The organism is Luteitalea sp. (assembly GCF_044337415.1).
Lineage (GTDB): Bacteria > Acidobacteriota > Vicinamibacteria > Vicinamibacterales > Vicinamibacteraceae > Luteitalea.
The window spans coordinates 1-20542 of sequence record NZ_JBIINP010000045.1 but is presented as its reverse complement, the minus strand read 5'-3'; the positions used below and the strand labels follow the sequence as shown (position 1 = coordinate 20542).

The 20542-nt window shown below is 70.5% G+C and carries 21 protein-coding genes and 1 pseudogene; all 22 read right to left on the bottom strand.

The window, feature by feature from the left end:
- Window positions 1-129 precede the first annotated feature (129 nt).
- Window positions 130-327: a hypothetical protein gene (locus ACIRDX_RS09660; RefSeq protein ID WP_396625207.1), complete on the bottom strand. Its 198-nt coding sequence runs from the start codon at window positions 325-327 to the stop codon at window positions 130-132.
- A 78-nt stretch (window positions 328-405) separates the two neighbouring features.
- A complete protein-coding gene (locus ACIRDX_RS09655) occupies window positions 406-1431 on the bottom strand; it encodes a histone deacetylase (protein ID WP_396625206.1) in 1026 nt (341 codons plus the stop codon).
- 162 nt (window positions 1432-1593) lie between these two features.
- Entirely contained in the window at window positions 1594-3816 is a 2223-nt protein-coding gene (locus ACIRDX_RS09650; protein ID WP_396625205.1) for a hypothetical protein, read from the bottom strand.
- Window positions 3817-4049: 233 nt separating this feature from the next.
- Window positions 4050-4730 (bottom strand): lysophospholipid acyltransferase family protein, encoded by a 681-nt coding sequence (locus ACIRDX_RS09645; RefSeq protein WP_396625204.1) that lies wholly within the window; start codon window positions 4728-4730, stop codon window positions 4050-4052.
- Window positions 4727-6610 carry a (Fe-S)-binding protein gene (locus ACIRDX_RS09640; RefSeq protein ID WP_396625203.1) on the bottom strand — a complete coding sequence of 628 codons (1884 nt, stop codon included), beginning with the start codon at window positions 6608-6610 and terminating at the stop codon, window positions 4727-4729. Before ACIRDX_RS09640 ends, ACIRDX_RS09645 begins: the two co-directional genes overlap by 4 nt.
- A gap of 142 nt (window positions 6611-6752) precedes the next feature.
- Window positions 6753-7700, bottom strand: a complete 948-nt coding sequence (locus tag ACIRDX_RS09635) for an electron transfer flavoprotein subunit alpha/FixB family protein (protein WP_396625202.1) — start codon at window positions 7698-7700, stop codon at window positions 6753-6755.
- Complete coding sequence (locus ACIRDX_RS09630) at window positions 7700-8461, bottom strand: electron transfer flavoprotein subunit beta/FixA family protein (RefSeq protein WP_396625201.1); 762 nt, start codon at window positions 8459-8461, stop codon at window positions 7700-7702. Before ACIRDX_RS09630 ends, ACIRDX_RS09635 begins: the two co-directional genes overlap by 1 nt.
- A gap of 110 nt (window positions 8462-8571) precedes the next feature.
- Window positions 8572-9813, bottom strand: a complete 1242-nt coding sequence (gene fabF / locus ACIRDX_RS09625) for a beta-ketoacyl-ACP synthase II (RefSeq protein ID WP_396625200.1) — start codon at window positions 9811-9813, stop codon at window positions 8572-8574.
- Between the two features lie 40 nt (window positions 9814-9853).
- Complete coding sequence (locus tag ACIRDX_RS09620) at window positions 9854-10099, bottom strand: acyl carrier protein (protein ID WP_239488966.1); 246 nt, start codon at window positions 10097-10099, stop codon at window positions 9854-9856.
- 16 nt (window positions 10100-10115) lie between these two features.
- On the bottom strand, window positions 10116-10859 hold the full coding sequence (fabG, locus tag ACIRDX_RS09615) for a 3-oxoacyl-ACP reductase FabG (protein WP_396625199.1): 744 nt from the start codon (window positions 10857-10859) through the stop codon (window positions 10116-10118).
- On the bottom strand, window positions 10856-11788 hold the full coding sequence (gene fabD, locus ACIRDX_RS09610) for an ACP S-malonyltransferase (RefSeq protein ID WP_396625198.1): 933 nt from the start codon (window positions 11786-11788) through the stop codon (window positions 10856-10858). The genes fabG and fabD overlap by 4 nt, the downstream gene beginning before the upstream one ends.
- On the bottom strand, window positions 11785-12813 hold the full coding sequence (plsX, locus tag ACIRDX_RS09605; protein WP_396625197.1) for a phosphate acyltransferase PlsX: 1029 nt from the start codon (window positions 12811-12813) through the stop codon (window positions 11785-11787). Before plsX ends, fabD begins: the two co-directional genes overlap by 4 nt.
- A 261-nt stretch (window positions 12814-13074) precedes the next feature.
- The gene (gene rpmF / locus ACIRDX_RS09600) at window positions 13075-13260 is read right to left on the bottom strand and encodes a 50S ribosomal protein L32 (protein ID WP_239488970.1); all 186 of its coding nucleotides are present in this window, start codon (window positions 13258-13260) and stop codon (window positions 13075-13077) included.
- 6 nt (window positions 13261-13266) lie between these two features.
- Window positions 13267-13857 (bottom strand): YceD family protein, encoded by a 591-nt coding sequence (locus tag ACIRDX_RS09595; RefSeq protein ID WP_396625196.1) that lies wholly within the window; start codon window positions 13855-13857, stop codon window positions 13267-13269.
- A gap of 158 nt (window positions 13858-14015) precedes the next feature.
- Window positions 14016-15065, bottom strand: a complete 1050-nt coding sequence (locus tag ACIRDX_RS09590; protein WP_396625195.1) for a deoxyguanosinetriphosphate triphosphohydrolase — start codon at window positions 15063-15065, stop codon at window positions 14016-14018.
- Window positions 15062-16246: a phosphopentomutase gene (locus ACIRDX_RS09585; protein WP_396625194.1), complete on the bottom strand. Its 1185-nt coding sequence runs from the start codon at window positions 16244-16246 to the stop codon at window positions 15062-15064. The genes ACIRDX_RS09590 and ACIRDX_RS09585 overlap by 4 nt, the downstream gene beginning before the upstream one ends.
- Before the next feature lie 11 nt (window positions 16247-16257).
- Complete coding sequence (hfq, locus tag ACIRDX_RS09580; RefSeq protein ID WP_396625193.1) at window positions 16258-16473, bottom strand: RNA chaperone Hfq; 216 nt, start codon at window positions 16471-16473, stop codon at window positions 16258-16260.
- A complete protein-coding gene (miaA, locus tag ACIRDX_RS09575; protein ID WP_396625192.1) occupies window positions 16464-17483 on the bottom strand; it encodes a tRNA (adenosine(37)-N6)-dimethylallyltransferase MiaA in 1020 nt (339 codons plus the stop codon). The genes hfq and miaA overlap by 10 nt, the downstream gene beginning before the upstream one ends.
- Before the next feature lie 139 nt (window positions 17484-17622).
- Window positions 17623-18654 carry a TonB family protein gene (locus tag ACIRDX_RS09570; RefSeq protein WP_396625191.1) on the bottom strand — a complete coding sequence of 344 codons (1032 nt, stop codon included), beginning with the start codon at window positions 18652-18654 and terminating at the stop codon, window positions 17623-17625.
- Between the two features lie 223 nt (window positions 18655-18877).
- Window positions 18878-19636, bottom strand: a complete 759-nt coding sequence (gene ubiE / locus ACIRDX_RS09565) for a bifunctional demethylmenaquinone methyltransferase/2-methoxy-6-polyprenyl-1,4-benzoquinol methylase UbiE (protein WP_396625190.1) — start codon at window positions 19634-19636, stop codon at window positions 18878-18880.
- Window positions 19633-20262, bottom strand: a complete 630-nt coding sequence (locus ACIRDX_RS09560) for a UbiX family flavin prenyltransferase (protein WP_396625189.1) — start codon at window positions 20260-20262, stop codon at window positions 19633-19635. Before ACIRDX_RS09560 ends, ubiE begins: the two co-directional genes overlap by 4 nt.
- Window positions 20252-20542, bottom strand: a pseudogene (locus tag ACIRDX_RS09555) (4-hydroxybenzoate octaprenyltransferase); the annotation flags it as partial. The pseudogene ACIRDX_RS09555 and the gene ACIRDX_RS09560, both read right to left, overlap by 11 nt.

Below are 20542 nucleotides of genomic sequence, written 5' to 3'. Positions count from 1 at the left end.
CGCTCGCCCTGGCCCCTCACCGCCCTTCGGCATGGCCGGCAGGCTCGGCATCGCGACATGACTCGCGGTCAGGCCTGCCGCCCCTGCCGGCATGCGCGGCGCCACCTTGGCAGTCGGCAGCCGGGCGCGTCAGCGCGCGCAGCCCCGCGCGCGCAGGTTTCTCGTCGCCACCGCGGCCGCGACCAGGCCCGCGATGGCGCTCCACAACAGAATGCGGCCGCCGCGGACGTGCTCGCCCCCGAGCCGCACCCAGTCGACCACGGTCAACAACGCGCCGACGCCTGCAGCGGCCTGCAGGAAGCGCCCGACGAAGAACTGCCAGAGCATTCAGGAACTCCTACGGCCTACGGCCTTGGGGCTTGGGGCTTGGGGCTTGAACATGAGGCATGCGGCATGAGGCATGACTCACGCCCCGTGACCCGCGACGAGCGGATGCCCCTGCAGCGCCTGCGCGGCCTCGCGGCCGCGGCGGTCAGGGCCTGCCGCGTCGCGCCACACCGCATCAGCCGGTGCGGGTGCGTGCAGCACGTCTACCGTCGCGTCGAGGCACGACCGCAGCGCCTGCAGGTCGTAGCCCCCTTCGGTCACCACCGCGATCCGCCCGCCGCACGTCAGCGAGGCACGCGCGCGCAGCGCCGACAGCCACGCGCGGAAGCCCGCCGTGGTGACGCGTTGCGAGCCCAACGGGTCGTCCTGATGCGCGTCGAAGCCAGCCGAGACGATCAGCAGGTCGGGCGCGAACCGCACCAGCGCCGGATCGACGATGGTGTTCCACACGTGCGCGTGGTCGGCATCGGTGGCGCCGGCCTCGAGCGGCACGTTCAGCGTGAAGCCCGCGCCTGGGCCGTGCCCGGCCTCGCTGGCCGCGCCGGTGCCCGGATAGAACGGGAACTGGTGCGTGTTCACGACCAGCACGGAGGGATCCGTGTAGAAGGCCCACTGCGTGCCGTTACCGTGGTGCACGTCGATGTCCACCAGCGCCACGCGCGCCGCGCCCGCCGCGCGGGCCGCCGCGGCCGCGATTGCCACGTTCGACAGCAGGCAGAACCCCATCGCCTGCGCACGCTCGGCGTGGTGCCCCGGCGGACGCACGATCGCGAGCGCAGGCTCGCCCGTCCTCCACGCATGCAACACGGCGTCGACCGCGGCGCCGGCGGCCAGGCGCGCCACCTCGATGCTGTCCGGCGACGTGAAGGTGTCGGCGTCGAGCGCCGAGGCCCGACCGCGCCGTGCCTCGAGTTCGGCGAGGTACGCGGCCTCGTGGACACGGCAGATGTCGTCGTCTGTCGCCGCACGCGGGGCGCGCACGGCGATCCCGAGATCCCCCGCGCGCAGCACCGCCGCGCGCATCACGTCGCCGCGCTCGGGCGATTCGGGATGCCCGGCGGGCGTGACGTGGTCGAGGACGCGAGGGGTGAAGTACAGCACCATCGGCACAGCGTAACCCGTCCCCTGCCCGGCCGCAGTCGGCAACCTCGGGACGGCGCACCCTGCGTGCATGCCATCGACGCCAACCGCCCAACCGTGCTCGCCGACTCCGAGGGCCTGCCACCGCGCGCGGTCCGAGGACCGCACGCGGCGGCGGTCAGCCGGCTACCTGCCGCTCAGCTCGATCGTGGCCGTGCCCTGGGCGCAGTTGGTCGGGTCGGTCCGCTCGCAGATGCGGTAGACCATGGTGTAGACGCGTGACTCGGTCTTGCCGGTCACGTCGACCGAGCCGTCGGCGAGATCCAGGCGGATCTTCCGATTGGCAGGCGTGAGCGACACGAAGGACAGAATCACGTTGGCCGGCGTGGCAGGCGCGCCAGCCAGGCGGTCGTTGGTCAGCACGCTGGCGATCGGCGAGTTGGCGACCTTCGACGACCCTCGGCCGTAGTCGCTGGCCGCGATGATCGTGTTGGGGGTCACCGTGACCGTGCCGACGGCCGTATCGCAGTTGGTCGGACTGGCCTTCTCGCAGATGCGGTAGGCGACCGCGTAGGTGCCGACCGGCGTGCCCCCGGCGACGGTCACAGCCCCCGTCGCCACGTTCAGCGTGACGCCAGGCACCGCAGCCGACACCTGCGTCAGCACGACCGAGGCCGCCGTGGCGGCCAGCCCGTTGAACCGGTCGTTGGCGAGCACGCTGGCGATGGCCGTCCCGCCCGCGCGCGTCACGGCGCCGGCGTCATCGACGGCATCGATGGCGAAGGGCAAGACGGTGATCGACACCTGCGCGGTATCGCAGTTGTCGGGCGTGGCCTTCTCGCAGATCCGGTACGTGAGGACATGCGGCCCGGCCGGCGTGCCCACCGAGACGAAGACACCGCCCGTCGACGGCACAAGCGCGACGGTCGAGGCCGTCGACGACACCTGCGTGAGCGTCACGGCCGCCAGCGTCGCGGTTGCGCCGTTGAAGGTGTCGTTGGCCAGCACGCTGCCGAGCGCACTGCGGCCCGCCAGCGTCGTCGCGGCATCGTTGACGGCGTCGATCGCGTACGGTGCCCGCACCGTGATGGTGACCGTGGCCCGGTCGCAGTTGGCCGGCACAGCGATCTCGCAGATCTCGTAGCCGAGCGTCGCCACTCCCTCCGGCGTGCCCGGCGCCAGCATCACCGCCCCGCTCGGCTCGAGCGACAGCCCGTCGGAGGACGACAGGGCCGTCAGCGTCACGTGCTGCAGCGTCGGGCGGACGCCGCCCAGCTTGTCGTTGGCCAGCACGTTGGCCACGGCCCTGCCGCCGGTCGAGGCATAGGTCGCGCTGTCGTCGACGGCGTCGACGACGTAGGGCGCGATCGGCCCCGTACCCGTCACCGCGATGGCCCCGGGACCAGCCACGGGCGTCGACGCGACGACCGCGTTCGTGTTGACGTCGGCGGCGACGACCGCCGCGAGGCGCGGCACCGAGATGTAGACGCGGCGTCGGTCGTTCGAGACCGCGAGCTGGCCCGGCGTATTCTGCTGGCTCCAATTGGACCCGCTCGCGCCGAGGTCGATCTGGCTCACCACCGTCCTGGTGATGCCGTCGACCACGAACACGCTGCGACCGGGGAAGAAGCCGGCGCCATAGCCCGTATCCACCCACGACGCGGCATGCGAGACGTACACGCGGCTGCCGTCTGGCGCCATCGCCATGGGACCAGGCATGCCGAGTCCGAGTGAGGCGACCAGGCCATGGCCGGCGGTGGCGTCATGCACGAAGAGGCCACCGCCGAAGAGGTCGGTGATCGCCACGACGTACACCGTCGAGCCATCAGGGGTGACCTCGACGCTGACGGCGCCGAGGCCGAAGGCCGTGGTCACGGTACGCGTCGCCGTGTCGATGGCGGCCACCGTGCCGGACGCGGCGTAGAGCGTCGCCCCGTCGGCAGTCACAGCAAGGTCGGCGGCATCACCGACGCCGCTGGCGATGGTGGTGCTCACGGCGCCGGACGCGACGTCCACGACGTGAAGGACGCCGCCAGCGGTCGACACGTACAGCGTGGCACCGTCCGGCGCCACGGCCAGCCCCGTCGCCCCCGGACCGACCGGGACGGTGTGGACGACGGCGCGGGTGGCGGCATCGACGATCGCGACCGTGCCGGCCGCCGACATCGACGCGAAGATGCGCGCCCCGTCAGCCGTTGCCGCGACGCGTGTCACCGTGCCGCCGACGGGGATGGTGCCCTGCACCGCCGCCGTCGCCGGGTCGATGGCCAGAACGGAGGCACCGGAGGCCACATACACCGGGCCCTGCGCCGAGGCCACGCTCGCGCTCAGGGCCATCAGCAGCGTGGCGCAGGCCATCAGACGGCGCCAGCGCGCGCCGATGGCCGTGGGCCGAACGGCCACTGGCATGGATATGAAATGACCGGTCGGGACAGATCCCGCCGCGTCATCGCGTCGTGTCAATGTCGACTCCCGAACAGGCGACAGCGCAGGCGCTGTCGACCGCGTTGAGGAGCGGTGGTGCTGGGCAGCGGGCGCGATGGTAGCACAGCGGTTTCAACACGCCGGGACATGCCCGGACGGCCGACGGCGCGACCGGGTCTGGACCACCTGGGGCGCGTGCTGCAGCGACGTGACGGCCGTTACCGCTCCAGGAGCGCGGCCGACCGCAGCTTCAACCGCTGCAGTTCGGCCTCGAGGTCGAGCCGGCGCTGTTCCAGCGCCGCATCGTCTGCGTCGGCGGCGACGCGAAACGGAGGCCCGACCGCGACGGCGACGCGCGCGAACGGCTTGGGCACCTGCGTGCGATCCCAGCTCTTCGCGTGCCAGGCCGAGGTGCTCTCCATGTGGAACGGCAGGATGGGCTGCCCCGTCGCCTTGGCCAGCCACACGGCGCCCGGCTGCGCACGCTCGGCGGGTCCGCGAGGGCCGTCGATGGTGAAGGCCGTCGGGTTCCCTTGCTGCATCAGCCGCTTCATCTGCACCAGCGCCTTGGCGCCGCCGCGCGACGAGGAGCCGCGGACCACCGAGAAGCCGAAGCGCTCGATGACGCGCGAGATCCACTCGCCATCGAAGTTCTCGCTGGTCATCACCACGATGCCGCGATCGCGCCAGAAGGCGATGCCAGGCAGGATGCGCCCATGCCAGAACGCCATGATGGGCCGCTCGCCCGCGGCCAGCACCTGCTCGTACGCCTCGGCGCCCTCGCTGGTGAAGCGCCAGGTGCGACCGAGCGTGGCCACCAGCGGCGTGGCGACGCCGACGATGAGCGCCACCTGCCGCCGCTTCGAGGCCGACTGCTGCCAGCCCGGCGTGTCGCTCATCCCTGGGCCTGCTCCTGGGGTGCCTCCGCGCCGGACTCCCCCTGACCGAGGCGGCCGGCCTTGCGCAGCCGTCCCTCGGTCCACGTCATCAGATCCACCATCTGGATGTCGTCGGTGCCCGGCGTGCTCGCCTTCGCGCCCTTCAGCATGATCGAGCAGAAGGGGCATCCCATGACGATGGTGTTGGCGCCGGTGGCCTTGAGCTGGTCGAAGCGCTCCTGGCTGATGCGTGTGCCCGACTCGTGCTCCTCGAACAACAGGCCGCCGCCAGCACCGCAGCAGAACGGGTTGTCCTTCGTGCGCTCGGGCTCGCTCACTGCTGCGCCATGACGCTCGAGCAGCGCGCGGGGCGCTTCGTGCTCGCCCGCATAACGACCGAGATAGCACGGGTCGTGGAAGGTCACGGCCTCTTCCTCGAGGTGCACCGGCCGTTCGTAGCGCGTGAGCTGCTCGACGAGGACGGACGAGTGCACGACCTTGCCCTCGAATCCGAACTGCTTGTAGTCGTGCCCGAGCGTCTTGAGGCAGTGCGGGCACGACGTGACCACCTTCTTCACGCCCGCGTTCTGCATGTCGTCCACGTTGGCCGTGGCGAGTTCCTGGAACTGGTACTCGTTGCCCGTGCGCTTGGCGACGTCGCCGGTGCAGCGCTCCTTCGAGAGCACGCCGAACGTCTTGCCCTGCGCGCGGAGGATCTCGGCGAGCGACCGCAGCGACTTCTGGAAGTCCGGCTCGGTGCCCCCGGCGCACCCGAGCCACAGCAGGTACTCGTGCCGTGCAGGATCGAACGTCTCGAGCTGCGCCGACGCGACGAACTTCTGCCGCGCCTCTGAGGTCTGGCCCCACAGGTTGCCGCGCCGCTCGAGGTTGTTGTAGACGGGCGCGAGATACTCCGGCGCATCGCCGTTGCTGGCCAGCCCGCGACGCGCGCCGATGATGACCGGCGTGTGCTCGATGCCGACCGGGCAGGCATCCTCGCACGCGCCGCACGTGGTGCACTGCCAGAGCACGCCCGGGTCGTAGACGTCGACCAGCTTCGCCTCGGCCTTGCCCTCGAGCAGCGCCGCCTCGTTCTGCAGGATCAGGGTCTTCGGGTTGAGCAGCTTGCCGGTCGCGAACGCCGGGCAGGCCTCCTGGCAGCGCCCGCATTCGACGCACGTGAAGGCGTCGAGCACCGCCTTCTTCGGCAGGTCCTTCACCGTCTCCATCCCGACTTCCTCCTTCTCGAAGTCGAGGTTGGGCACGGTGCCGAGCACGGGCGCCTTGAGGAACACGGTCCCCGGTGACAGCAGCAGGTGCAGGTGCTTCGAGTCCGGGATCAACACCAGGAAGGTGAAGATCAGCAGCATGTGCACCCACCAGTTCACGCGCGCGGCCAGGCCGCCGTCGAGCACGAACAGGTCGAGCAGGAAGGTGATCATCAGCACCGCGATGAAGCCCGCGATGAGGATCGACTCCTTCGACACGGTCGGGCCCAGGGCGCGTGGCTGCAGGATGCCGCGGCGGATCGCGAGGAACACGATGCCCGCCAGCACGCCGATCGAGAACGGCGCCAGCAGGTACATGTAGACGCGGAACGCCGTCGTATGCGTGAGGTCGGCGATGCCGAGGCCATGCAGCGTCTCGACGAGCGTGTAGCCGCCGAACGCGACGAAGCCCCAGAACACGCCGAGGTGGGCCAGGCCGACCCAGCGACGGCGCCCGATGACCTTGCTCTGGAAGACGACTTCCGTCACGAACCGCTCGATGCGGCTCGGCAACTGGTCGAAGGAGAACTCCCCGGGCGCCGCCTGCAGGAGGCGCCACCGGGTGGACATCTGGGCGGAGAACAGGCCGACGCTGCCGAGCACGACCACCCAGAACGCGAGCGTCTCGAACATGCCGTCGAGGATATCAGGAGAGGCGGGCGGAGACCGGGTACGGGGTACGGGGTACGGGGTACCGGGTACGGGCTCAGGGCTTTGGGCGCAAGGCTCAGAGAGCATCCCGCCGCTCACGCAGCGTGCTCTCTGAGCCCTGAGCCTATTTCTTCAGTTCCGCGATCAGCGCCGGGACGATCTCGAACAGGTCGCCGGCGACGCCGTAGTCGGCCAGCTCGAAGATCGGGGCTTCGGGGTCCTTGTTGATCGCCACGATCGTCTTGGCGCCCTTCATGCCGACCACGTGCTGGATGGCTCCGGAGATCCCCAGCGCCAGGTACAGCTTCGGTGCGACGGTCTGGCCGGAACTGCCGATCTGTCGGTCCATCGGCAACCAGCCGTTGTCGCAGATCGGGCGCGAGGCAGCAACCTCGGCGCCGAGGGCCTCGGCAAGCGCCTGCACCAGTGCGATGTGCTCGGGCCCCTTGATGCCGCGTCCCACCGACACGATGCGCTCGGCGGCCGTGAGGTCCACGGCCTGCTTGGCTTCCTTGAATGGGGCGTCGGGCTTCTGGCGCACGCCATCGAGGGCCACGGCACGGGTCTCGACGGGTGCGGCGCCCTTCTGCAGCGCGTCGGCACGCACGGCGCCCGCCTGCAGGGTCGCGAAGCAGGGACCGTCGCCGGTGGCCGCCACGTCGGCCAGCAGGCGCGCCTGGAACACGGGACGCGTGAAGCGGTAACCGTCGCCCTCCGCCTGCACGGCCACGCAGTCGGAGACGAGTCCGCGGCCGCACCGGGCCGCGAGCTTCGGCATGAAGTCGCGCGCCTGGTAGGTGTGCGCCGCCAGCACGAGCGATGGCGCCCGCTCGCCGACGATCGCCGCGAGCGCAGCGACGTAACCGTCGGCCGTGTAGTCGGCCAGGCCGGCGTGATCGGCGATCAGCACACCCGCCACCTGCGCCTCGGCGAGCGCGGCGCCCACGGCGTCGATGCCGTGCCCGGCGACCACGATCGTGACGGGCGTCCCCAGCGCCTGGGCGGCCGCGACGGCCTCCCACGTGGCCCGGTGGACCTGCCCGCCGTTGTGTTCGGCAATGACGAGAACCATTACGACACCACCCGCGCGTCTTCGCGCAGCGCGCGCACGAGCTCACGCGCAGCCTCGGCGGGGCTCCCCGCGATCATCCGCGTCTGCTTCTGCTTTTCGGGGGCCCGCAGGGCCAGCACTCGCTGCGCGGCCGCCGCCCCGGGCGCGGCCACGACGCGGATTTCCTTCTTCTTGGCGGCCATGATGCCCTTCAGCGTCGCGTAGCGCAGCTGGTTGATGCCGCTCTGGATCGTGAGCAGGGCCGGCAGCGGCATCTCGAGCCACTGGAACCAGCCGCCCTCGAGTTCACGCTTGACCCGCACCGCGGCGCCCTGCACCTGGACGTCCATGATGATGGTCGCGTGCGCCACCCCCAGGCGCTCGGCCAGGATGACGCCCGTCTGGCCGAAGCCCATGTCGTCCGACTGCAGGCCGGTGAGCACGAGATCGGGCGTCTCCGGCCCGATGGCCGCGGCGAGCGCCTCGGCGACCACCGATGCGTCGGCGCGCGCCAACCCGTCGTCCTCGACGTGCAACGCGCGGTCGGCGCCACGGGCGAGCGCCTCGCGCAGCACCTGGGCGACGCGGGCGGGGCCGGCCGACACGGCGATCACCTCGCCGCCGTGCGCCTCGCGCAGCCGGAGGGCGGCCTCGAGAGCGTAGGCGTCGGGCTCGTTCATCTCGAACTCGGCGTCGGCGTCGCGAATCCAGGTACGCGCCTCGTCGGGGCGCACCTGCCAGTCACGGGTGACGACCTGCTTGATGCAGACTGCAATCTTCATGGGGTCTGTCGGTACTGGACGGCTACAGGCGATGGGCAACAGGCAACCTGCGCGACATCGCGCATCGGGCCACCGTCAGGCAGCCTGCAGACCGTGCCTGTGGCCCGCACTTACTCTTCGTACGCCTTGAACAACAGGCTGACGTTGGTGCCGCCGAACCCGAACGAGTTCGACAGGGCATAGCGCACCGACTTCGCGCGCGCGACATGCGGCACGTAGTCGAGGTCGCACCCCTCGGCAGGGTTGTCGAGGTTCACCGTCGGCGGCAGCATCTGGTGGCGGATGGCCAGCGCGGTGATGCCGGCCTCGAGGCCACCGGCGGCCCCGAGCAGGTGCCCTGTCATCGACTTGGTCGACGACACGGACAGCGTGTAGGCGTGCTCGCCGAAGGTCGTCTTGATGGCCTGCGTCTCGGTGGGATCGTTGACCGGCGTGGACGTGCCGTGGGCGTTGATGTAATCGACCACCGACGGATCGACGCCGCCCTTGCGCAGGGCCATGCGCATCGCGCGCACGGCGCCCTCGCCGCCCTCGGGCTGGCCGGTCATGTGGTAGGCATCGGACGTGAGGCCGTAGCCGACGATTTCGGCATAGATCGTCGCGCCCCGCGCCTTCGCCCGCTCGAGTTCCTCGAGGATGACGATGCCGGAGCCCTCGCCGATGATGAAGCCGTCGCGGTCGCGATCGAACGGACGGCAGGCGCGCAGCGGGTCGTCGTTACGCGTCGACAGCGCGCGCATCGAGCCGAAGCCGCCGACGCTCATCGGCGTCACGGCCGCCTCGGCACCGCCGGTGATCATCACGTCGGCGTCGCCGCGCCTGATGATCTCGAACGAGTCGCCGATCGCATGCGCCGAGGCCGAGCAGGCCGTGCACGAGGCCTGGTTCGGCCCTCGGGCGCCGAAGCGGATCGAGACCTGCCCCGACGCGAGGTTGATGATCGAGGACGGGATGAAGAACGGCGAGATCTTGCGCGGCCCCCCGGCGAGGTAGGCCTCGTGCTCGTCCTCGATGGTGCGGAACCCGCCGATGCCCGACGCGATGTACACGCCGATATCGACCGAGTTCTCCCGGGTGATCGCCAGCTGCGCGTCATCGACGGCGAACTGGCTGGCCGCGAGGGCGTACTGGATGAAGGGGTCGATCTTCTTGACCTCCTTCTTCTCGACGAACGCCAGCGGGTCGAAGTCCTTGACCTCGCCCGCGATGCGCGCCGAGAACGTCGACGCGTCGAAGTGGGTGATGGGCCCGATGCCGCTGCGGCCCGCGCACAGGGCCTCCCAGTTGGCGCTCGTGCCAATCCCGAGCGATGACACCAGCCCGACCCCCGTCACGACGACTCGCCTCGACACTCCCCCTCCGTCCCCCGGTCCCTTCCGGTGTGGCAGTTGCTTACTTCTTGGCCTTGCCGTGCTGCTCGATGTAGGCGATCGCCTCACGCACGCGCGTGATCTTCTCGGCGTCGTCGTCCGGAATCTCGACCCCGAACTCCTCCTCGAACGCCATCACGAGCTCGACGACGTCGAGCGAGTCGGCGCCGAGGTCGTCCACGAACGACGCATCCGGCGTGACTTCTTCCTCGTCGACACCGAGCTGCTCCACGATGATGCTCTTGACCTTCTCTGCAACAGCTGACATCTGCCACTCCTCCTGCTCAGGCGTACATGCCGCCGTTGACGGCGAGCACCTGCCCGGTGATGTATCCCGCCGCGTCTGATGCAAGGAAGCACACCGCCGCGGCCACATCCTCCGGCGTGCCCAAACGACCGAGCGGGATCGCCGACGTCCAGTTGGCCTGGGCGTCGCTGCTGATCTCCCGCGTCATGTCCGTATCGATGAGCCCCGGGGCCACCACGTTCACCGTGATGGACCGCGAGGCGACCTCGCGCGCGAGCGCCTTCGAGAAGCCGATGATCCCGGCCTTGGTCGCCGCGTAGTTGGTCTGCCCGGGGTTGCCGCTCTGGCCCACCACCGAGCTGATGCTGATGATTCGCCCCTGACGCTGCTTCAGCATCGTCTTCAGCACCGCCTGGGTGCAGAGGAACGTGCCCGTCAGGTTGGTCGCCACCACGGCGTCCCAGTCGTCGCGCTTCATGCGCAGCAGCAACTGGTCGCGCGTGATGCCGGCGTTGTTCACCAGGACGTCGATCCGCCCGAACCGCTCGACGGTCGTGTCGATGACCCGTTGCACGGCCTCCGCGTCGGCCACGTCGGCCGCGAGCGCGAGGGCCTGCCCGCCGGCAGCCGTCACCTCTGCCGCCACGGCCGCAGCCGCGTCGCCTCGCGACGTCAGCACGACGGTCGCGCCGGCGCCAGCGAGCGTCAGGGCCGTCTGCCGGCCGATGCCGCGCGATGCGCCCGTGATGATGGCTACCTTGCCTGAGAGATCGAGCCTCACGATGCTGCGAAGAGCGCCTCCACCGCTGCGAGTTGTTCAGGGGCTCCGAAGCTCACCACCCGAGCCTCGCGATCGATCTTGCGCACGAGTCCTGCGAGCACCGTGCCTGGACCCACCTCAACATACGCGCGCACACCAGCCGACACAAGATACCCGATGACGTCCTCCCAGCGCACGGCGCCGGAGACCTGCGCGACGAGCGCGTCGATGGCGGCCTGCGCATCCCGCTTCGGCAGCCCGTCGATGTTGGCCACCACCGGCACCCGCGGCGCCTGGACCGCCAGCGCCCGGAGCTCCGGCTCGAGGCGAGCCTGCGCCGGCGCCATCAGCGCGCAGTGGAACGGCGCACTCACGTTGAGCGGAATGACCCGCTTGGCGCCCCGGACCTTCGCCTCGGCCCCGGCCCGCTCGACGGCAGCCTTCGCGCCAGCGATGACCACCTGGCCCGGGGCGTTCAGGTTCGCCGGGCTCACCACCTCGCCCTGCGCGGCGGCCTCGCAGGCCGCACCCACGGCGACGCCATCGAGCCCCAGGATGGCGGCCATGGCTCCCTCACCCACGGGCACGGCCTCCTGCATGTAGCGCCCCCGGTGCGACACGATGCGCACGGCGTCGGCGAAGGCGAAGGTGCCGGCCGCCACGTGCGCCGAGTACTCCCCGAGCGAGTGCCCGGCCGTCCACGCCGGCACGAACCCGCGCGCCTCGAGCACGCGGTAGGCTGCGACGCTCGTGGCCAGGATGGCCGGCTGGGTGTTCTCGGTGAGGGTCAGCTGGTCGTCGGGACCGTCGAAGCACAAGCCGCTCAGGGAGCGGCCGAGCGCTGCGTCGGCCTCGGAGAACGTCGCGCGGGCCTCGGGAAAGGCCTCGGCGAGGGCCTTGCCCATGCCGACGGCCTGCGAGCCCTGTCCGGGAAAGAGAAACGCAATCATTGCACGTGTCCACGCGGGGCCGCGCCGTGCGCGCCGCCGCGTTCCTGCAGTCCGTCCGCCAGCCGGGCCACCAGCCGCTCGCGCGCGAACCGCGCGGTCACCCGAATCCCCGTGGCGATCGCTTTGGGCGAAGACCGCCCGTGCCCGATCACGCAGAGGTGACGCAAGCCCAGCAACGGCGCCCCGCCGTATTCCGAATAGTCGAGCCGCGCCCGGAACCGCCGCAGCGCGCCTCGCGTCAGCACCGACCCGACCTGCGAGGTCACCGACCGGGCCATCTCGTCGGCCATCAGCCCGTCGATGGCCTCGACCAGCCCCTCGCTCGTCTTGAGCACGACGTTGCCGGTGAAGCCGTCGCACACGATGACGTCGGCCGCCCCGCTGAACAGCTCCGAGGCGTCGAGGTTCCCGATGAAGTGCAGCGACGTCTCCGCGATGCGCGCGTGAGCCCCCCGCACCAGCGACGTCCCCTTGCCCGCTTCTTCCCCGTTGGACACCAGGCCCACGCGGGGCCTGTCGATTCCCAGGGCCACCCGGGCATACGCCGCGCCGAGCCGCGCGAACACCACGAGGTGCTGCGGCCGGCAACTCACGCTGGCCCCCGCATCCACCAGCACGGCCGCCCCGTCCCGCGTGGGAATCGTGGCCGCAAGCGCCGGGCGCTCGATGCCGTCGAGGAACCCGAAGGCCTGGTGTGCCGCCAGCACCGCCGCCCCGGAATGCCCTGCGGTGAACACGGCCGCCGCCTCGCCAGTGGCCACGGCCTCGGCCGCCACGCGCACCGACACCTCGGCGCGGCGACGCACCACGAGCGCAGACTCCCCCATGCCCACCGCATCGGGGGCATCGAGGATGGAGATGGAAAGGCTGTCGACCTCGGGGAAGCGGGCCAGCTCGTCCTCGAGCACGGCACGCGCCCCGACCAGGGTCAGGAGCAGGCCGTCCTCGCGGGCGGCCATCACCGCGCCGTGCACGACGGACCGGGGGGCGTCGTCGCCCCCCATGGCATCTACCGCGATACGCATCCGCCTACGCCATGGCTCCGAAGTGACACGCGTTCGCCATGGCTACGGCGGACTGCGTCCCGACACTGGCTCGCACGAGACGCCAGATCGCCAAGGCGACAGCAGACGGCCTGCCAACGCCGCCTTGCACGTGACGCCAGCTCGCCAGCGCTCCGACGGGGCGCCCGCTCACCAGGGCGACGGCGGACGTCCGCTGCGCGGCCGCGACCGACCACGGATCGACCAGCGACCCGCCGGGGACTGGCGCGCGCTCGAACGCGATCAGGCTTCCTCGTTGACCGGGCGGACCTGACGTCCGCGGTAGTGGCCGCAGTTGGAGCACACCACGTGGGGCGGCTTCAGCTCACTGCACTGCGGGCACGGCCCGAGGGCCACGGCCTTGAGGGCATCGTGGGTACGGCGCTTGGCCGTGCGGCTCTTCGAATGACGTCGCTTGGGATTCGGCATGACTGGTTACTCGCGCGGCGCTTGTCCGTCCGCGTCCTTCAGCAGGGACTTCAAACCCGCCAGGCGCGGGTCCTCCCACCGATGCTCACACGTACACGTGCCCACGTTGCGGTTGATCCCGCAGTGTGGACACAGGCCCTGGCAATCCTCGCGACACAGGGGCTTCATGGGCAGCGCCAGGTAGCACTGCTCGCGCGCCACCTGCGCGAGGTCGATCCGTGGTTCGTCGTACACGACGAGCGACGGATCGTCTTCTTCCATCTCGCGGCCATCGTCGGCGTCGTCGGCCGCCGCAGGCGCCACGCGCGCCTTGTCGGACGAGGCCGGCACGAACCGCAGGTCCACCGCGCTGTCCACCGCGAAGGGGAACGCCTCGGCGCACCGCGCGCACGACAGACCCAACGTCGCCGTGATCCGCCCGCGCAGGTGATACGTCTCGCCGCTGCCTCGCTCCACGTCGCCCTCGACATGGACGGGCGCGTCGACCGTGAAGTCGTCGGCCGGCGCGTCGAGGGACGCAGCCGGAACGTCGGCCACCACGGGGACGCGGTCGGCAGCGAGGGTCGTGAGATCGATCACCATGGGTCTGGCAGTCATGGCGCCAGTCCCGGGGACCCGCGCGAACGAACAAGCATACCAGATGGCAATTTGAAATTTGAAATTCGTGATTCCTGGCGGCTTGGCCTACGGCCCTCGCCGCGCCAGGCGAAGCCGGCGCTCGAGAATTTCAAATGTCCAATTTCAGATTGCCACCCTCAGGCTCGCGGCATTTCGATCCAGGGGCGGGGAATGAACAGTTCCTCGAACAGCCGCACCGCATACCGGTCGGTCATCCCGGCCAGGAAGTCCCTGACGGCCGCGTCGAGGCCCTCGCGATCCAGGGTCTGGGCGTCCACCCAGGTCCCGGGCTGCTCACGGACCTTCTCCCAGAGCCCGCCCAGGATGCCGGTCGCCTTGGCGAACTCTGCCGTCGCCATGTCGTTCTCGTACACCCGCTCGAACATGAACGCACGGAGGTCGAGCAGGGCCTGCAGGACCGGCTCGCTCATCCGCAGCGACTCCAGCCCGCACGCCAGGCTCTCGGTCACCACGTCGCTCACCATCGCCCCGATGCGCGCCGACGAGGTGGGTCCGAGCACGGCAAGTGCGTCCGCGGGCAGGTCTGCCGGGTCGAGCACGCCCGCCCGCACCGCGTCGTCGATGTCGTGATTGACGTACGCGATGATGTCGGCCACACGGGCGATCTGCGCCTCGAGCGTGGCCGCCCGCTGCGGGGCCGGCACGTTGATCGGCAGTCCGTGCTTCCCCTTGGAGTGCGTCGAGATGCCCTGCCGTACCTCGAAGGTCAGGTTCAGGCCCTGCCCGCCCTGCTCCAGCACCTCGACGATGCGCAGGCTCTGGGTGGCATGCGAGAAGCCGCCTGGCACCAGTTTGTCGAGCACACGTTCCCCGGCGTGGCCGAACGGCGTGTGCCCGAGGTCGTGCGCGAGCGCGATCGCCTCGGTCAGTTCCTCGTGCAGGCGCAGCACCTTGGCCAGGGTCCGGGCAATCTGCGACACCTCGAGCGTGTGCGTGAGGCGCGTGCGGTAGTGGTCGCCGGCAGGCGAGAAGAAGACCTGCGTCTTGTGCTTCAGCCGGCGGAACGCCTTCGAATGCACGACACGATCACGGTCCCGCTGGAACGCCGGACGAATCGGGTCCTCCGGCTCAGGCCGGGCGCGCCCGCGCGTGGCGTCGCTGAACATCGCCTGCGGCGCCAGCATGGCGCGCTCACGCGCCTCGAGTTGTTCGCGGATGGTGGTCATGCGGTAGCTGGGGCCAGTGCGTCCAGGAAACTGGTGCCGTGTGCCAGCGGCGCCACGCCGAAGTTGGCGGCGATTGTCTGTCCCAGATCAGCAAACGTGGCGCGCGTGCCGAGACTGACACCCGGCGTCACGCCCGTCCCCACGGCCAGCAGCGGCACGTACTCGCGGGAATGGTCCGTGCTCGGGGTCGTGGGGTCGTTGCCATGGTCGGCCGTCACCACGAGCAGGTCCGATGCTCGAAGGTGCGGCAGGAGATCGGACAGGCGCGCATCGAACCGCTCGAGGTTGCGGGCATACCCGTCGACGTCGTTGCGATGCCCGTACAGCGCATCGAAGTCCACGAGGTTGGCCCAGATGAGGCCCCGCGGCACCTCCGCCATGGCCTCCTCCACGCGGTCCATCCCCTCGTCGTCGGACGCGGTGGCGAGGTGACGGGCGATGCCCCGTCCCGCGAACAGGTCCTTGATCTTGCCCACCGCGACTACCGGGTGCCCGGCGGCCGTCAGCCGGTCGAGCACCGTCTCCTCCGGCGGGGTGAGGGCATAGTCGTGCCGGTTGGCGGTGCGCCGGAAGGCGCCGGGGTCGCCGACGAACGGCCGGGCAATCACGCGTCCGACCCCGAGACCCCGTCCGACGATGTCGAAGGCGATTTCGCAGTAGCGGTACAGGTCGGCTACCGGGACGACGCCCTCGTGGGCCGCGATCTGGAACACGCTGTCGGCCGAGGTGTAGACGATCGGCGCGCCCGTCCGCATGTGCTCCGCCCCGAGCCTGTCGATGATGTCGGTCCCCGAGGCCACGACGTTGCCGAGCGCCGGGCGGCCGATGCGCGCGGTGAACGCGTCCATGACCTCCGGCGGAAAGCCGTGCGGGAACGTCGGGAAGGCGCGGTCGAGCACGATGCCGGCCATCTCCCAGTGGCCAGTCACCGAGTCCTTGCCGGCCGAGGCCTCGGCCATCCGCCCCCAGGCGCCCGCCGGCGTGCCGACGGCCTGGCCGAGCGCCGGCACCAACCGGTCGAGCCCGAGGTGACGCAGCGCGGGCAGGTGCAGCGGTACGCGCCGCGCGATGTTGCCGAGCGTGTCGCTGCCCTCGTCGCCATACACCGCCGCATCAGGCAACTCGCCGATGCCAACGCTGTCGAGCACGATCGCGATGATCCGCTCGAAGCGGACAGCCATGGGTGCGCCCTTCAGGCCTCGTGGGGCGCCGAGGAGAAGTAGTTGGGCACCGAGCGGTTCGACTTGATGGTGGCGATCGCGTGCTTGAACACCATGTGGTCGGCGCCCTCGTGGTCGATGACCAGGGCGAACCGATCGAAGTTCTTGATGCGACCTTCGAGCACCTGTCCGTCCATCAGTCGGATCTGCACGACCAGCCGTTCGCGGCGCGCCGAATTCAGGAACACGTCCTGGATATTGGGCGGTGCTGACGGCTTGGACTCGCGGTGGGTGGGCATGAGCGGCTGGCTCCGTACGTCTCGATCAGGGCGCGGGCGGCGGTCACGGTCTCGTCACGCTCACCCGCGCCGTCCAACCATATCATCCCCGGTTCTTTCCTGAACCAGATCAGCTGACGCCGTGCGTAGTGGCGGTTCTCGCGCACCACGAGCGCACGCGTCTCGCCCTCGTCGCGCACGCCGTCGAGCATCTCGAGGATCTGCCGGTACACGAGGCCACCGAACGGGTTGGCCTCGCGCGGGATGCCCGCCGCGAGGTTGTCGCGCACTTCCTGCACGACGCCGCGCGCCCACTGGGCCTCGACGCGGCGCGCGACGCGTTCGGCGATGGCCTCCGAGGGCAACCGCAGGCCGATGGCGCACACGTCGTACTCGGGCAGCGGCGCGCGCGTCTGCGCGAAGTGCGTCGACAGCGGCTGCCCCGTCAGCAGCCAGACCTCGAGGGCGCGGACGAGGCGCTTCTCGTCGCGCGGCATGATCCGCGCCGCCGACTGCGGATCGACGCGTCCGAGCACGCGGTGCAGGTACTCGACCCCACGCTGCTCGGCCCGCTGGTGGAGGCGGGCGCGGACCGCGTCGTCGCGGCCTGGCCCATCGAACAGCCCCGACACAAGGGCCCGGTAGTAGAAGCCCGTGCCGCCGACGAGGATCGGCAACCGCCCACGAGCGGAGATGTCGCGCACGATGGCCGCCGCCTCGCGGGCATAGCGGGCCGCCGAGTAGACCTCGGTGGGATCGGCGACGTCGATGAGATGGTGAGGAATTCCCCGCTGCTCCTCCACGGGCACCTTGTCGGTGCCGATGTCGAAGCGCCGGTAGACGGCCGTCGAGTCGCAGTTGACGATCTCGCCGCCGAACTCGGTGGCCAGGCGGATGGCGAGGGCGCTCTTCCCCGTGGCCGTCGGCCCGAGCACGGCCACGAGCAGGGGGCGTCCCGAGGAAGAGAGGCGGACGCTCACGGCCAGGTCGCGGCCTTCGCCCGGCGGCGTGACTCAGGGGCGACGGCCGCGTGCGGCGCGGCGGATGATGGACCGGCGGCACACCCGTCCTGCCGCCTGCCCCGATGGCACCCCGGCCTTCCCCGTTCCACGTTCCGCGTCACTGCGAGGGCGGCTGCTCGTTGTAGTAGAAGGTGACCGTGAAGAACGCCGTCGGCGTCGGGTACTCCGGCGGCAACGGCGTCGTCGGGTTGGACCACTGCAGCGAGTTGGCGGCGGCGCGATCGAAGGCGTCGATGCCCGACGGCTGCTTGATGGCGACGTCGGTGATCCGGCCGTCCTTGTGCACGTTGAACGTCACCACCACGTGTCCGCGCATCACCATCGCGGCTTCGGGAATCAGCCAGTTGCGCTTGATCTGCGCCACGAACCGGCGGATCCACGGCCCGAACTCGACGCCCTTGGTGTCGAACTGGATGTAGGGACCGAAGGGCGAGTTGCCCCCATTGGGGTTGTTGAAGGCCTCGTTCTGGACGTACTTCTCGAGGTTCTTCAGCGCCTGGCCCAGCGATCCGCCGGGCGGACGCATCGCGGGCGTGGCGTTGGCGGGGCTGTTGCGGGCCTGCGGGTTGGCCACCACGCCGGTGTCGCCCCGGGCCAGCAGGCCCGTCTGGCCATCGCGCACGTTCACGCCGTCGGTGCTGGCCGGGTTCTGCGACGGGGTCGGCTGGTTCTGCGGCGGCGTCGGTTGCGCGGCGCGCGCCTGCTGGGCCTGCATCTCCCGCGGCGACTCGGACGGCTCCGGCGCGGGTCCCCGCCCCTTGGCCAGGTCCTTGGCCGACTGCTTCTCGACGAACTCCAGCGAGTTGCCCTTCGAGAACGGCTGGCTGTTGGTGGCGTCGGGCGCCCGCTGCATCGTCTGCGCGAGGCGGTCCTGGTCGGCCAGCGAGGCCGTGTCCTTCGGCTTGTCCGCCTTCATGTCGATCTTGGGCTGGACGAAGACGAAGCGGGGACGCTGGCTCTGCTGCTGTTGCATGGCCAGCTCCTGCTGGCGCTCGATCTCGGCCTGCCGCTGCTCCGCCTGCTGCTGGAGCATCTGCTTGAAGAACGGAATCTCCGGGCCGAACAGGAGCAGCAGGATCAGCCCCGCGTGCAGGAACACCGACAGCAGCACGGCCTCGCGCCGCGACATCGCCGAATCTATGCTCGGCGGCTCTGGTCGGTGATCCTCGAAATCGATGTACATCCGGTCGCTTCAGTATAGAGGGTCGAGGCCAGCGGCGCTGCCCCGCGGGCGTACTTGGGACGGCAGGCACCCCTGCCGCGGACCGGATCCGAGCGGACCGCAACGGCTCGACGCGCCCTCGCAACCACACGAGGCGCTGGTCGGACCGGCGGCGCGCCGGCCCTGACGATCAGGCTGGACGCTCGGCAACGTAGAGATAGACGACGCCGAACGTCAAAGGGACGGCCTGGCACCGCGTGAGCCCGGCCGCCCGTAGTTGGGCCACGAAGGCCGCCGGGGGCGTGAAACTCTCGACCGACGCCGGCAGGTAGGCGTACGCCTCGCCGTGCCGCGACACGAGCCGTCCGAGCCGCGGCAGGACGTTGCGGAAGTACCACAGGTAGGCCGCCTTGATGAGCGGTTGCTGGGGCGTGGAGAACTCCAGGATGGCCAGCCGCCCGCCCGGCTTGAGCACACGCGCCACCTCGCGGAGCGCGACGCCCGCGTCCTGGACGTTCCTGATGCCGAAGGCGATGGTCACCGCGTCCATGGACGCGGTGCGCGCCGGCAGGTGCATCGCGTCGCCACGGACCAGCGGAATCACCGTGTCGCGCCCCTCCTGGCGGAGCTTTCGCTTGCCGACCTTGAGCATCTCGGCCGAGAAATCGACGCCGAGCACCCGCCTGGCCAGCCCGCGCCGGACCATCGTCCGTGCCACGTCGCAGGTGCCGGTGCACAGGTCGAGCACCTGCTCGCGGCCGGTGAGCCCGAGCCGACGGACGGCCCGCCAGCGCCAGTACAGGTCCTGCCCGCCGCTGAGGACGTGGTTCAGCAGGTCGTAGCGCCCGGCGATCTCGTCGAACATCCCGGCGATCTTGGCCGGGGCCTTGCCCGTGTCGGGGGTGATGCCGCCGTAGGTGGTCGACGCGGCGCGATCGGTGGTCGTCATTCGCGGTCCGCCTGCGGGTCCCACGCGGGATAGAGCTGGTGCTCGATGCGCAGCAGCGAGAGGACGCGCCCGGCCATGAAGTCGGCCAGTTCGTTGATCGTCTGCGGGCGTTGGTAGAAGCCGGGCATCGCCGGCATCACGATGGCGCCCGCCTCGGCGCACAGCACCATGTTCTTCAGCTGCGGCAGGCTCAGCGGGGTCTCGCGCGGCACGATGATCAGGGGGCGGCGCTCCTTGAGCATGACGTCGGCCGCGCGTTCCACCAGCGAGCGCGACAGGCCGTGCGCGATGGCCGCCATGGTCTTCATCGAGCAGGGCACGATGACCATCGCCTCGGCGCCCTTGCTGCCGCTCGCGATCCGCGACCCGAGGTCCTTGTTGCTGTGCAGCACCCAGCCGCCGCGACGCACGCCTTCGCCCCACGTCTCCTCGAGGTACGCCTGGAGCCGATCGACGCGCGCGGTCGGGCCGAGCTCGTCGATGAGCAGGCGACGCCCGTACTCCGTGATCACGAGGTCGACGTGCTGCCCGTGCTGCAGCAGCGCCGACAGCGTGCGCATCGCGTAGAGGGCGCCACTCGCGCCAGTGACGGCCAGCACGATGCGCCGCGGGGTCTCAACCGACATAGATACTCAATCCCGTCGTGGCGAGGTACAGCAGGCCGACCCAGCCGTTCATGTCGAAGGCGCGCTTGACCTGCGAGAGGTCCGACGCGCTCACCAGCGATTGCTCGAACACCAGCAGCGCGGCGACGAGCGCCACTCCGCCCTGGTACACCGGTCCGAGGCCGGCCACGAGGCCGAGGAGTCCGAGGCTGATCACCGTGACCACGTGCAGCGCGCGCGAGATGGCGATGGACCGCGCCACGCCGAACCGCACGGGAATCGATCGCAGCCCGTGCCCCCG